Source organism: Saccharicrinis fermentans DSM 9555 = JCM 21142 (assembly GCF_000517085.1).
GTDB lineage: Bacteria > Bacteroidota > Bacteroidia > Bacteroidales > Marinilabiliaceae > Saccharicrinis > Saccharicrinis fermentans.
In genome coordinates this window covers 1,363,616-1,378,989 of the sequence record NZ_KI912107.1, presented here as the reverse complement: position 1 = coordinate 1,378,989, position 15,374 = coordinate 1,363,616, and the positions used below count along the sequence as shown (strand labels likewise).

Here is a 15,374-nt window from a genome sequence, read left to right as displayed (position 1 = left end):
ATTTGAAATTTTTATTTACCAACCCGGGTTTTGTACCAAACCATAATCCTTATTCACTTCATCTGGTGGGAATGCACTCAAGTACCATTTAGGACTCCATTCCTTTTTCCAAAATCTTTCAGGTTGATCGGTAACATTGTAAGTTAATTGACCACCTGCGCCGTCACCACTTTTAATATCCATTCCATGTAAGGTTTTAGTGAAATCCTGTTCACGTTTCCATCGAATAAGATCGAACCATCGCACCTCTTCCAAACCAAATTCACAAGCTCGTTCGCGCAATAATGCTTCTCTAAATTCTTGTTGATTTAAACCTTCCTCCAAGACTCCGACTCCAACTCGTGAACGCACTTTATTAACATATTCATAAGCCTCCGCTGTAGGACCGCCTTCTATCTCATTAATCGCCTCAGCATAAGAAAGATAAATTTCAGGTAATCGTAAATAGGGCCAATGCGTAATAGATTTAACAGATGTAGAAGCATCTCCATCCAGCCAAAATTTTCGTGCTCCATACCCAGTAATACGCCCCTTTGAAGTGACATTTTTTCTTTCTCTCCCTCCAATCCATATTTCAGCAGTTCTTCCTAAGTATTCATCTCCATTGGTCAGAATAGTTTCGTACAAACGAGGATCTCTGTCTTTGTAAGGATCATTCGGATCGTAACCATTGGCCGGATTGCCATTGGCATCATAAATAGCCCCTCCATTTTTCATGGGAAACATATCCACATAGTTTTGTGTCCAACAGTTAGTACCATAACCTCCTGCTGATTGGTAGAAATAGTAGTTCTGAGACCAATAATCTCCTGTTTTATATCCGGCATGAACGGGTATTAGAACTTCATGCAAACCTCTTTTGTAATAACCATCCTGAAAATCCTGACGAGGATTACCCGTATTAACCATACTATATACACCCCTTAGCTGCAATTCATCAATCAAAGCCTTGGCAGCATCCCTGGCTTCGACCCATAGTTGAGGGTCTTTTTCGCCAAACCAAGTCATCTTTTGACTAGATGCATCTCCAGCCAAATAAGGTACATCGTCATTAAACAAGGGACTCGCCCCAAAGAGCAACATTCGGGCTTTGAGTCCCATGGCTCCTGCACGATGCATTCTCCCTTCCCAATTATCATTACTTTCCAGTTCCCAAGGTAAATCAGCAATAGCTTCATCTATTAAGTCAATAATGTTATCAAGTGTTTCCTTAGCAGTTAATCGTTGTTTGTTAAAATCATCGCTAGGTGACACCGAGCTATCAATCCAAGGCAATCCACCATAATGTCTGAACATATCAGAATAATGAATAGCAATTATTAATTTAGCCTCCGCCTTTAAACGTCTTATATAATCCTCACTAACATCGGGTACTCCATCAATATTTTCGATAAATAAATAGGCTTTTCTTATACCTGTCCAACTATCCTCTTGGGTAAAATGATATTTGGTCCATGTACCACTATTTTCCGACCCTGCATCATATTGACCCCCATAATATTTGGCAGCACCTCCCCAGGCAAGATGACTCTGTACCAGATCGGTAATACTCTCCATAATATCCATCCCCATCACATTACCTTTGGCATTCCAATTTCTATTAATACGATAAGGTAGTGTAGCATAAGTATTCCAAAGGGCTTGTTCTGCATATACAATGTTACTATACACCGTATCTATAGTAACATCTCCACTGGGCGGTTTCGCCAAGAACTCATCTCCGAATTTAACTTCTTCGCAAGCCATAAACAAACATGCAAAGAGGGCCATCCATATATAATTTTTACTATTTTTCATGTGTCTAAATTTTATTTTCAATGATCACATGCAACTCGCCAGACTTAATTATCTATCTGAGTGATAAATCCATTATCAGGCTCGTTTCATATTCATTTTTCTATGCTTGTTTTAGAATTTCAAGTTTAAGCCAAGATTATAAACCCGCATAACAGGATACACTGAATTACTTCCCGTTTTAGCTTCCGGATCTACCATTTTCAATCTACTAAATGTCAACAGGTTATATCCACTAAAGTAAACTCTCATATTGCTAAGTCCTAGCTTATTCATAAAAGAAGCTTTCACTGTATATCCTAATTCTAAATTTTTAAGTCTTAAGTACGAAGCATCTTTAACCCACAAATCAGATTTCTGCATATTTCTGTCAGCTCCAGTTATAGAAATACGTGGATAAGTGGCCGAATAGGCTGTTTCTGGAGTCCAGGCATCATCAACCATATATTGCAATAGTGATCGACTTTTAGTAGCACCAAATGCAACTTTGTAAGTATCATCAAGGTAACGGGATACATTAGTCGCTCCCGCCCATACAGTTTTGAAGTCAAAACCCTTATACTCAAATCCAAAAGAAGCACCAAGAGTAGTCTGCGGTACATTTGAATAACCGACATAACCAATATCGTCGGTATCAATCTTGCCATCATTGTTTCTATCCTTGTAACGTACATCACCAGGTTGAGGGTTTTGATAGGACACAAATTCAGGCTTTAACGTATAGCTTCCTTCGTTGTCAACATCAAAATGTTCCTCTTGCCAAAAGCCGAGGGTTTGATAACCAAAATGTTGCCCTACAGCACGACCAGTAGCGGCCATATAACTTTCATTGGGTCTTACCTCATCTTTAAAAATAATTTTATTTTTGGCATGCGAAGCATTCAGTTTAATAAAATAGTTAAAGTTTCCGTTTAATCTTTGACGCCAAATCACTTCTATTTCACCACCTTTATTATTTACTTCACCCAAATTAACCGCAGGTAAAGTTGCTGCCACATAACCGGGAACCGTTGCTCGTGTTACTAATATATCTTCTCGATCCTCTATAAAAAAATCTGCATTGACTGACAATTGATTATCGAAAAATTTAGCATCGATCCCATAATTTTGCTTAACGGCCGTTTCCCAGGTAAGGTTAGGATTCCCTATACGCGATTCTGATGCTCCCGGCAAACTTTGAGGGACATCAATACCAAAGTTATACCCTCCGGCACTAACATCATAAGCATCTGGCAAATACAAAAAACGATTTGCCCCTAAACGGTCATTACCTACTAAACCATAAGAACCTCTAATCTTTAAAAATGACAGTATATCTTGACCTTGCATAAAAGCTTCTTCCGTTATTACCCAACCAAGCGATACTGCGGGAAATAAGCCATAACGCTTTTTTGAGTCAAACTGCTCAGAACCATTGTATCCCATATTAATTTCAGCCAAATATCGATTATTATAGGCATAAGTAGCACGGAACGCACTCCCAATATATCCTGTGGGAAGATCAGCATACTGTTCGGGATAATAGTTTCTACGCTGGTTGTATAACAAAAGTGCACCAACAGCGTGCAGACCGAAGTTTCTATTATAGTTTAAAGTAGCTTCAGCATACCAATTACGCGCCTTATCGGTATCTTCATTATAACCTAGATTACCAAATGATCCCGAAGTTTTATAAACAACATCATATGCATTAGGGTCTTCTGCACTTACATTTGTTTCTGCATCTTTCAAAAATATAGGATCATAAGTTCTAACTGATGTGCTGCGTGTTTTATTATGATTATAGCTAGTATTGTAGGCAGCTTTTACACCAAAACGAAGTCCTTCAGTAACAAAGTCGAGCTTTTGTTTTAAAGCAATATCGAAGTTAAGTGTGTTTTTATTAAATTCTTTAAAACCTCTGCCGTAAAAAGGATCCAAGCCATCTTTCTTCTGAAGATCAATATAGTTGTTTCCATTAACTAGGTATTTGTCATCTACCACACCTGATCCAGAAAAAGGAACTGCCCAGTATATCTGGCGCCACATTTGATCCATACCCTCCTTGGTATTGGGTTCTACCCTATCTTCGGTACGTCCTCCAATGGTTAATGCCAGCGTAGTTGTATTAGTAACTTCTACATCAACATTTGAGCGATAGTTAAAACGGTTATAACCAAAATTATAGTCGTAATCAAGCGAACCAAAATCCTCCAACATACCGTCTTGCGAAAAGAAGCCCAGAGAAACAAAGTATTTTACCCTTTTGGAACCTCCGGTAATATTGACATTTTCTTTATGTTGTTTTGCAAAACTCTTAAACAGATAATCCATCCAATCGGTATTGGGATACACAAGTGGGTTTTCTCCTGTTTTAAAATTATCAATAGCATCCTGCGAAAACATCAATTTATCTTCTGCTATACCATCATTTAACTGTGCTTTATTATAAACTGTGGCATAAGTATAACTATCTGCAAAATCCAACAACTGAGTAGGCTGTTGCATACTCATTGAGGCACTCACTGAAATCTTAGGCTTTCCCACACTTCCTCGCTTGGTAGTCACCAAAATAACACCGTTTGCACCCCTTATACCATAAACAGCTGTGGCAGAAGCATCCTTTAAAATAGAAATACTCTCTATCTCTTCAGGATCTAATTGCATAAAATCACGTTCAACACCATCCACCATCATTAATGGTGTTGAAGTGGATGCGTCGAGCGTTGAAATCCCACGAATGTACAAATCCGGATCGTTGGCTCCAGGTTGTCCTGAAGATTGAATAGACGCTAATCCTGTAACGTGTCCTGCTAAAGAGTTAGCCACACTGCCTGTTGGTGTAGACACCAAATCTTTATTACCTACAGAAGTAATAGCACCCACTACAGAAACTTTTTTCTGACTACCATAGGCAATCACTTGCACTTCCTCAAGGTCTGTAGTCTCATCCTCAAGGATCACATTCATTAAAGTGTTTACTCCTACGGCCACTTCTTTTGTTTTCATTCCGATAAATGAAAACACCAAAACCTTTTCCGATTCAACATTTAAATGATATTCCCCATTCATACCTGTTATTGTGCCAACAGTTGTTCCTTTAACCACCACCGCGACACCAGGTAATGGGTCACCACCTAAATCGGTAACCTTACCACTCACTTGAAGCTCTTGGGCAAAAATTACAGTGCTACAAAAAAGAAGCATTGCAATCAAAAATCCCATACTCTTCATTGGTTTAAATTTGTTTTCCATAATTATAATTTAACTTTCAATATATTAGTAACCTGCAAAATTCAATGATACTTGTTTACGTGTTCTCAGATTGATTCTTTTATATAAAGAGACCAATTACAACAACAATAATGAGTGCAAAAACAACATATAAAATTGACTTTAACTGCTTCACCTTTTTAATCTCTTTATCTACTCTAGCCATATCCATTTATTTAGTTCGCATTTATTGTTTCAAACACAGGTGCAATTTCACAGATTTTAACAAAAAAAAACAAGGTGTAACGTTCAATAGAGAGGAGTATTTTTGTCAAATCACATGATTGATAATATTCAAAAAGAGGGTGTATTCTTGTCACCTTAACAACATATATCACTGATGCACTGTATGCTAAATAGGTCACCTCTTAAATTGACAAAAAAAATCACACAGCATAAAGGTGTTATAAATACTTAGTGTCAGTAAAATTTGAATAAAGTATAGGTATAAAATCTAGGGTTAGATTCAGCATTAACTTATCAGCATAAATTTTCATAGATCCTAAATAGGAAGAATTTTACAGCGTCGATTTTTTTACAAGACACAGAAGCGAAAAAAATATAATACAACGCTTGAGACAGCCTACTTTATTATACGTATTCCTTTACAACTTTGAACGATATTCTGATAGAATTAACCCATATATAGTTTCGAATGCTTTTTAAAGCTTTTAACATCTAAATAGTCTTCGTTCTCGGCAATTTCAAGAAACACTTAAATCACTTTTTTTAAGCAACTTAACAGCTCTTTGTTAACAGATATCCTTTACAAACGCACCAGGTGTTTTGTTCGTAATTTTTTTTGTGTTTCTATAAAAGGTAGATGTACTCATGCCCATGGCTTTGGCCAGTATATAGGCATTAAAACCAGCATCTGCCATGTCGTCGTAAAATGGCCATGTTCAAAATGGTAGGTATAAAATTACCCGCATCCACCATTAATGGTTGGTTTCAAGGAAGCTGTGATTTACTAAGAGCTCTTTATGCACGTTTAAAAGAAATTGTTCTAAAATCTGATTATATTCAGGTTGACGAAAGTACCATTCCGGTTATTAGCAACGAAAAGCACAAAAGGCTTATCTGTGGATGGTTCGATCAGTAATGAATAACTTAGTTTTCTTTCACTACGACAAAGGCTCCCAGCACAAAAAGTGATACTTCCTTTATTAAAGGATTTTCAGGGAGCTATTCAAACCGATGGATATCAGGCATATTCAATCTATGAGCAAAAGAAAGGTATTTTGCTTCTTAGTTGTTGGGCTCATGCGCGCAGGAAATTCTCCGAAAGTCTAAAAGAAGACAAAACGGGGGCTGAATATGCTTTGGCACAAAATTGCTAAAATCTATCAGGTTAAGCAAATGGCCACCGATCAGAACATGAATAACAAGCAAAGAGCTGAACTGCGAAAGCGCTTGGCTTACGGATGTATTTTCTAAGATTGCGTTATACAGCAGTAATTATGATTTAGATTTGGCTGATCTTTTGCCGCACAATTGGAATAAGTCTAATAGTTATCAGAATTTTCTAAAAACACCCACTATTTTCGATTAATTTCCAAAGATTCCAGTAAAACTTAGAGAATTCCAACGCTCAAATCGACATCCGGATTGGAGCGTTTTTTTTACTTTTGCAATATGTAGCAGACCGCATATTTACTTTGTTTTGCATATAAAAAAACTACTCTTTTTTTTACTTTGAAAAATGTATGTAGCAATGAAGACTTTTTAACTTATGCCTTTAAACTGCCATCCATTTACTACATACTACTTTAAAACCTCATTTTATTTTACTGGTTCAATTTTAATCGCAACACCACCTGAGGGTAGCAAACTATACTTCAATTCCTTTTTATTGTTTACCGTATGTGTCTCTATACCAACATTGGTTTGGGCATTCAACTTTGGGTCATCATAATATATCGTTGCCTGATATTTTTTTCCTTCTTCCAGAAATGTTAGTGGTGTTGTAATCTCCATTGCATCCATATTAGTAATAGCACCAATAAACCAGTCAGCCCCCAAACGACGTGCGACTACAATGTTTTTCCCTATTTCACCATCCAAAACGATAGCATCATCCCACAAAATCTTCGATGTATCTAAAATACTAAGCAAGGCCTCTCGAACATCCCCTCTATCCAAAAACACTCTTGGAGTTTCTCCTAACATTGTAGCAACCATTATATATTATATTATTCGTTTAACTGAATATGAATCGCAACCCCACCACTTTTCTGAAGCTTTAGCTTTAACTCAGAGGAATAATTTACGGTTTGAATATTGATATTTACATTTGTTCGTGTTTTTAAATCCGGGTCATCGTAATAAATTGTTGCAACATATTTTTTCTTTTCCTCTAAAAAATTCATTGAAATCGTAATTTCCCGGGCATCATTATTCGTAATAGCTCCAACAAACCACGTATCTCCTGATTTACGGGCAACGGATATATATTCACCTATTTCTCCACTCAAGACTCTTGTATCATCCCAAACAGTTGGTACTGCATCAAAAAACGCAATTTCTTTTTCTCCCCTATAATGAGATGGTGTATCGTACCAGTATAAAAACTGTATAGGACTATAATAAACAACCGATAATGCCAATTGATGAGCGTGTGTTGTTTTAATACGATTGTTATAATAACAGATAGTATAATCTCCTGCACCTGCTAAATATCTAGTAAAAGGTAAGATTGTATTATGCGTTGCATCCGGCATTTCTTCATTTCCTCTAATACCTTCCTGAGTCATTAGATTAGGATAAGTACGACTAAAACCAGTAGGTCGATATTCATCATGAATATCAATCATCAAATGATACTCCGCAGCTTTTTTAATAGCATCGTGCAACCATGCAGTCCAACGGGATGAACCTATCTGAACAAATCCAAATTTCACTCCTTTAAATCCCCAATCTCTGCACTTTGCAAATACTTTATCCAAATCATCACCCAATGCTCTTTGGTTGATATATACAAAAATTCCAATACCTTTTGCCCCTGCATAGTTAACAACTTCGTGCATATCCAAATCACGATCAGGTGAAACACTTGTTGCATCACTTGCCACTTTCATTTCAGGACCATACCAACCAGCATCTAGATGTACATATTGAAGGTTTCTTTCTGCTGCAAAATCAATGCATTCTTTTGCATCTTTCGTAGTCAGGTTAGATCTGATTACTTTACCAGGCTTTATCCATGATGTATTTTGAAGCTGATTTGAAGCATTTAAGTTTAAAACAAGATCATTATTTTCTAATAATTCTCCAGGTGTTTCTGCTACCATAATTACTCTCCATGGAGTTGCGTACGGACTAATAGCATCTACCTTATCATACATGGTTAACTCAATAGTATTAGCTTTATCCTCACTCAATTTAAATTTTCCTCTACTGTAATCTATCATTCTGGCTTCTAATAAAGCCACTCTTAATCCATTCTTTAAATTTAAGGTTAAAGGGCGTTCACATTCATCCGGCCAGTTTTTTAATGATAAAAGTTCATATGGACCTTGTGCCCATCGTTCATAAAATGCCATGGTTTCATCTGGCATTGTAAAGCTTGTTTGCTCACCTTCAATATGAAGAAACAATCCATTTGAAGTCTCCGGAAAAAAATATCTAAAAGCTACTCCCTCATTATAAACACGAACTTCCAAATCCATTAAATAGCTTCTGCGCTTATCATAGCTCGTACCAGAATGACCTTCATGAATATCCTCTGCTGACTCAAATTTTACAAAATGAAGAACTTGATAATTATAATTATCCTTTACTAAGTTACGTTCTCCATATAAAGGAGACCATGTTGTATCAACAACTCTCGGACTTGATGATTTAAACTCGAGATTCTCACACCATTTATCGCTAGGATCATTTTCAATACCCAAAGCCGATTCAAACAGATTATTTTCAATTAATATTCCTAATTCAGATTCCAATACAACAGGTTGTTTTTTATACTCAACAGTGTAATACATTTGCTTTTTATCCTGACCTAATTCTTTTTGATAAAATTCAAAGGTTAAATTTCCATCAGGAGATTCTACTTTTACATTTGTTTCGGGAATAATTCCCTCAGCTACCAACTGACCTACAATAGCCAATCCTGTTAAAATCAAATATAACTTCTTAAACATGGCTTATTCTACTTTTAAATTTATCGTCTTTAATTCTTTATTATACAATCCAGTAACCCAGCTTCCGTTTACCTTTATTTGCTTTGTCTTCATAGGATCATAGACGTTTAAATAAACTTCCGGTTGTCCTTGAAAAATCACATTAACTTTAGTATTAATATCTTTAAAATATGCTGTGTACTTTGACAATGCATGTACCAGAACCTGATCATCTTTTCTCAGGTAACTTCCATGACCAATAAAACAGTCTTTCAGATTTTCTACTTTGGAAATATCAGTTTTTTCATCAAAAGTTAAAGCTGTCAGATAAGCATCAGTTTGCCATCCATTCATCTCATTCACACTGTTTCGATGCTTAATACTTCCATCAGCCAGTAAGTTAAGATATACTTCTGTTTTCTTTCCTTGTTGTGTAATCCTGACTCCCAAATAGTTGTTTCCCTGAAAACGTTCAATAACAGGAAGCTTATCTTTATTGCTTTCAGATTTAAAGATAATAGCAGATATAAACTTTGTTCTGGCAGTTTTTTCAAAATGACTCACCGACCAGTAAGGCTTTCTGTTTTCAGGATGATGATCTTCATAACCAAATTTTTCTTCTAATCGCATTTTTTCAGGAAAATCATGAGGTAATCCGCCATCAGAGAAAGTCTCAGGATATAATGGACGAACCAATACTTCAGCATCTCCATCTTTGATCGACAGATCCAATCCTCTTCGTTTCGACTCACCATTATAATGTAACAGCCATTCAAATTGCCCCGGTTCACGAGCCAATAAATCATCAATGACTAACAATACTTCACCAACCCAGATAAAGTTTCTATAGTTTCTTTTTAAAACATGTGAATAAGGACCTGTTGCATTGGCCAACAGATATTTAAAATCACCTGTATCTACCAAATTATGCAAAGAACCATAATTAACCACTCCAAAATACGGATCTCCCCTATCCTGGCCTTCTCCATTGAACAACACAACATTGTGTGCTTCACTCTGGCAGTAAAATTGTGTATAAAGAGGATTTCCATAAGATGAATTTCCAGAATCAATTATTAAGTATTTTCCATCATGAAACACAATAAATGAACCCGCATCAGCATGCGCATGATTCCATGTTAATCCTGATTTTACCGCTACCATGGAAGCATTGTCTCCCCAAGAATTTCGCATGGTAGCCCAGCCCATATCTTCATAAATTTGAGAAAGATCCATATCAGGAGTGTAGTTTTCTGATAACTCAGGCAAATCAGGATTTAATATTAAACCATTAGGTGAATCTAGTTGAATAGCTTCTTTATTATCTCCTTTCATTGTTTTGTTTAGATACCACACATAAGTATCTTTATGATATCCTAAGTTCCATAAAAGTAAAACGCAAGCATTTCCTGTTCTTTTAGTGTTTCCATCTCCAAAGTTTACAACTTTAGGAATGTCATCTTTTACATAGTATGTTGTGTAAATAAAGAAATCAGCCATTTTTTCCAGCTCAGATATATCTGGTTGTTTCACATTTGGTAAAACATTATTCATTGCCAAACGAAACAACAAATACTGACTTACTCCATAGGCTGCATAATTGATGCTCTCATAAAACCCTCCATTACGATCAAAATTACGAGGCTTATTCTGAAGTACACTACCCGAATAATATAGCCACTCTGTAATGGTTTTAGAAATATCAATGGCCCATTGTTTGGCTTCCGGTATTTCATTTTGAATAGCTAATGAAGTAAATCCAGTCATATAAACGCAAGCACTCCACCAATTATGCCCCATGGTATCAAATGTATGGAAGCTGGTTTGTGGATCGAGCCAATTATTTTTAAGAGGATTAATGCATACCTTAACCAGTCCTTCAGCAATTTGACTTCTCTCTTTCTTTGTGAGATAATCATAAATACAATCGTACCCTATACTAATATAAAAACCAGTATGCGATGTATTTAATCCTCCTGTCCATGCAGGATCTCTGCTCAAAAGATCATTACCTTCCCATGTTTTACGAGCAGAGTAATCCAATAAAATTCGTTTCACAGCCTCGGCATATTTTTCATCTCCCGTAACACGAAAAGCCAATCCCAGCTCCTGACAATCTGAAGCTCCGCAACGTTCTTTATTAACCAGGTTATCGGCCTTTTCCAGTTGATGTTTCCATGCATTATTAACTTCAATATCTGTATCTATCTGATTTTTTAACCTGGCTATGTTTTCATCTGTATGAAATAAATAATTCCGCTTCTGCCCTGAAACAGTTAATGAAATTATTAATATTAGCATTAAAGTTACCTTCTTTTCCATGGTTAGTATATTATTTAAAGTTTTATCACGACACGTTGATTTGTATATATATATTAGATTCACCTTGGTCATTAGCTTGTAAATAATACATACAAAGTCTTTCCTGATGCATTTGATAGATCTACACTAGTGGTCATTTCTTTCTTATTATTTAAAGTTACTCCCTATAATATCTCCAGCTTCTGGATAAATACACCACTTTATTTATATATCATCACTAACTTGACCATACGTACTCTCTACTGAAAGCTCAATAAAATCCTTATCTTCTGCAATTAAATACAATACGTTTTTTGTATGATCTCCGTTTAAAATTGAGACCGGATTGTGATTTGCATTATTAAATATCGTTAGCAACACACCAATCCATCCTGGCAGCAAAATCATATTGAAAATGATCACGCCAGCGCCAGATAGCGGTACCATTTGAAGTGTGTTTTTTCCCGGGTTCATATTTATAAGTATTGCGATTGAACTTATTACTAGTCCATATAGGACCCGTTTCTCCATAGGGCTGATAGTACTTATAACGACCTCCCCAACCATCAAAATCAGGGCTTTCAAGCCAATAACCCAAACCATTATTTATACGTCCCAGAGAAGTGGAAGTATCACCTTCCATTTGAAAAGCAAGTGAAGAGTAGCACTCGCCTAATGCACCATGAGATTTCATTATATTAGTTTCAAACCATGGATTATCTACCAAATTAGAATAATAACCAACACCAGTTTTATTGGCTTATTTTTTAATTTACTCCTTTATAATAAAAACAGAACCTACCACTTGCCCCTTCCTCCTATTTTTTGGGTCTCACTATTCTGTAAAATGGGTGCTGGTGATTGTACTTCTGTATTGTTTGCTTCATTGCTTTTAATAACTACCATATGTTCCAACTCATTTATCAACACTACATTTTCTGTTTCCATAGGCAGGATAGGAGAACTCATTTCTGCATGAGCCGGCATCCCAAACCCAAGCATAACCGGTAATGCAGGCATTGGAACTTTGGGGGCATTGGTATAAAGTCGCACTCGGTGGTTTTTACCTGCAATGGTAGCAATGGTATGTACCATCGACTTTGGCATACCAGGTATCAGTTCTAACTCCACATCGGCACCTACTGTATTTTCCCGTAAGTAGAGCAATGGACCATATTGTATATCGCCCCTGCAATCGCGCACCTGCACATTTGATCCGAGCAGAAATGCACGTTCGGCACCTATAGCCTGACAGCCTTGAAGGACCGTGCGGTTTTCGGCATCATTTGTCCCCCCAATCTCAAATCCGGCACGGGTATTTTCGGCTGTACAATTGATAAGGGTGACTTTACCCACACCGCCATAGGTACGAAAACCATCTTCGCTTAAAGATTTTGTATAACCCGGCGTAATTATATAACGTCCATCACGGTTTTGGTATACGCTTCGGTAATTCAATTTTTCTGCAATACCCCCTCTTTCTGCAAGCATATCATTTGTGCTGCGCGTGGCACCTTCGGCATAACAATCCTCCAACAAAATATCACGAGTATCATGTCCATGAGTCTGGATATAAAAACAATGCCCAAAAGCCTGGCTAAAAACTTTGCACCGTTTCAGCGTATTGTTTTGTCCCACCATGATGCCACTCTGCTTTTGAAGGTGGGTTAACACAGGACCTCCTTTTCCAAATAAATCTCCATATCCATAAGAGGAACCCCGTACGTATAATTTTACATCCTGAATCAATGTATTGTTGCCAAATACTGTGAAGATATTGCCATTACTTCCTTTATCTTCGGGACCGGTATTTTTTACGGTTAATCCTTTTATTGTATTGCCATCACCATCAATGAATACACAACGCATATAACCATAAGGCAACTTACTGTATAGTTCTGTGTTTATTTCGATGGTAACACCAGTAAAATCAAAGGTATTATTACTACCGCTAAAACGTAAAAACCAACGGGGTGGGCGACGCTGTTCTTTGGTTTGAGGTGGCAACTGGGTTAAAAGATGAGCTAAGCGTTCTTCTGTCAGGTACTCATCAAGAGCATAAACTCCGGGTTTCATCCGAACCTGTTGATCATCCTCTGCAGCTACCTGAACCAAAGCTTCAAGTGTTGTAGTTTCCTTTACTCTGTTTTTTGACTGAACTGCAACAAGACTTAGTAAAAGCATTGAAACAGTTAGAATCAATCTATAATTTCCTATTTTACTCATTTTATATTTTTTTAAACTATTCAATATAGAATGGACTCAATGATTATTCATGATTAAAAAACTCCTTCCAACCGGGTTGGCAGTTTGTATTTTAGGTTCTTTTATGTTTCCATATTGCCATGCCACAACGGTTACTTTAACAGGAAACTTACTTTTAGGAGGGATGGTTGTAAATACCAGCTTGTCCCCAACTACTTTTGCAGGTCCTTCTTTCACATAAAAATATACCGGCAGACCAGAACTGGCTGTGGCATTCAAAGGCAATGATCCAACATTACCTGTTTGATCGGGAATGAATTCAAAATCAATAGTTTGCTCAGCTCCCTCTTCCAGTTTATATGGGATGCGCAAATTAAATTGCTGAACGGAGCTTTTGTATTTGTTATCGCCGGAATGATGGGCCAACAACCATATATCACCGGTACGCCTGGGATTATCCAGACCCATACGGTTAAAACTCACACGGAATGTGGTGTCATTCATTTTAATAACCGGACCGTTAATTATATCAATTACAGGCTTCCCTGGTGCATGATTTCCTACTTTTTGCTTCCGTAATGTATCGGTAAAACAGGCATCAAAGTAAAAGGTCACCCCATCTTCTTCCGGACTAAACTCTCCTTTAATCCTTGCGTGTGAATTTTCATTAAAATGCAATATTTCACCATTTTGTACAAATCCAATATATTGATATTCCTTTCCTTTTGATGAGGCATAATAGGTTTCGGTAGCCTTAGCTATTTCCTCATCAAAATACCAGAACGCATCATGCATATCTCCCTTGTATTTACCAAATAAAGCAGGTTTTTCACGTTTTGTTTTATCTGTATACCATCGCTCCGCAAACCAGCCTTTTTGTGGATTCAATTGAATTAATTGTACAGGATCATCAGAACCTAGTTCTTCAGGTAAACGGTATTGAGCCGCTTTATTCAGGAATAAGTTAATATAAGCCACTACCTTGTCGGCAACATCAAAATGTCCCTGACCTGCATCGTAAAGAAATGAAATACAACTTTTGGGGTACATTATACGAAAGGCAAGTGCAGGATTCACACGTGCCTCCCACCATTCGTATTCCCCTTCGATCATTATTCCCGGAATTCCATCAATATTTCGGTTTCGTCCCCATTCCAGATTTTCACGTCCATAACCGCATAAATTTGTACGTGGAGCATCTCCTTTATAGGAGATAATAGCCAAAGTCCTGTTAGGATTCCATGCTGCAAAATTCCAGGGAAATGTGGCCATGGCTGAATGTCCTAAAGGTACTATCGGAACGTTCTTCAATTCACCATATCCGCTCACTCTGGCCAAATCCTTCATTATCTGGTCAAATGCCTTTTGGCAGCCTTTGCTTACGTCCCATTGCTGATCGATACCGGGAGTTACCCATACAATAGCAAAACCTAACTCTGTCATATTTTTACGGAACTGAGGATGGTTAAACAACGTTTCCTCGCACATGTTTTGTTGACTAAAGACTACGGATTTAACCTGTTGACAATTCTCCGGAATCCATAAAAAAGCCATTGGATTGTTATTGGTTTCACTGGAAATGATATTTTTAACAGGCACACTCCATTGATAAACCTGCCCCCTTACATTAATACCTGATATCAGGGCAAAAAATAACAGGAATAATTGTTTTAATATTTTAAATGGTCGTTTTATCATCAG

8 protein-coding genes and 1 pseudogene are annotated in these 15,374 nt (G+C 37.0%); 1 reads left to right on the top strand and 8 read right to left on the bottom strand.

Translation table 11 applies throughout. The features are described 5' to 3' along the window. Positions 1-15 precede the first annotated feature (15 nt). Both CYTFE_RS0105595 and CYTFE_RS0105590 read right to left on the bottom strand, forming a co-directional pair. Positions 16-1,797, bottom strand: a complete 1,782-nt coding sequence (locus CYTFE_RS0105595) for a RagB/SusD family nutrient uptake outer membrane protein (protein ID WP_027471009.1) — start codon at positions 1,795-1,797, stop codon at positions 16-18. 111 nt (positions 1,798-1,908) lie between these two features. Further along, the gene (locus CYTFE_RS0105590; protein WP_044214337.1) at positions 1,909-5,028 is read right to left on the bottom strand and encodes a SusC/RagA family TonB-linked outer membrane protein; all 3,120 of its coding nucleotides are present in this window, start codon (positions 5,026-5,028) and stop codon (positions 1,909-1,911) included. An 889-nt stretch (positions 5,029-5,917) separates the two neighbouring features. Here CYTFE_RS0105590 and CYTFE_RS31045 point away from each other — a divergent pair. Continuing rightward, positions 5,918-6,468: pseudogene (locus tag CYTFE_RS31045) on the top strand (IS66 family transposase); the annotation flags it as partial. A 360-nt stretch (positions 6,469-6,828) separates the two neighbouring features. On the opposite strand, the gene CYTFE_RS0105565 reads toward CYTFE_RS31045, so the two are convergent. The 6 genes from CYTFE_RS0105565 to CYTFE_RS0105540 form a co-directional block, all read right to left on the bottom strand. Continuing rightward, complete coding sequence (locus CYTFE_RS0105565) at positions 6,829-7,227, bottom strand: glycoside hydrolase family 97 C-terminal domain-containing protein (protein WP_027471005.1); 399 nt, start codon at positions 7,225-7,227, stop codon at positions 6,829-6,831. A gap of 11 nt (positions 7,228-7,238) precedes the next feature. Then, the gene (locus tag CYTFE_RS0105560; protein ID WP_027471004.1) at positions 7,239-9,188 is read right to left on the bottom strand and encodes a glycoside hydrolase family 97 protein; all 1,950 of its coding nucleotides are present in this window, start codon (positions 9,186-9,188) and stop codon (positions 7,239-7,241) included. 3 nt (positions 9,189-9,191) lie between these two features. Further along, a complete protein-coding gene (locus tag CYTFE_RS0105555) occupies positions 9,192-11,489 on the bottom strand; it encodes a heparinase II/III domain-containing protein (RefSeq protein ID WP_044214056.1) in 2,298 nt (765 codons plus the stop codon). Between the two features lie 340 nt (positions 11,490-11,829). After that, positions 11,830-12,195: a DUF1593 domain-containing protein gene (locus tag CYTFE_RS28430; RefSeq protein WP_262505156.1), complete on the bottom strand. Its 366-nt coding sequence runs from the start codon at positions 12,193-12,195 to the stop codon at positions 11,830-11,832. A gap of 71 nt (positions 12,196-12,266) precedes the next feature. Next, a complete protein-coding gene (locus CYTFE_RS0105545) occupies positions 12,267-13,694 on the bottom strand; it encodes a glycoside hydrolase family protein (RefSeq protein ID WP_027471001.1) in 1,428 nt (475 codons plus the stop codon). 36 nt (positions 13,695-13,730) lie between these two features. After that, positions 13,731-15,371 carry a hypothetical protein gene (locus tag CYTFE_RS0105540; RefSeq protein WP_044214051.1) on the bottom strand — a complete coding sequence of 547 codons (1,641 nt, stop codon included), beginning with the start codon at positions 15,369-15,371 and terminating at the stop codon, positions 13,731-13,733. Positions 15,372-15,374: the final 3 nt, after the last annotated feature.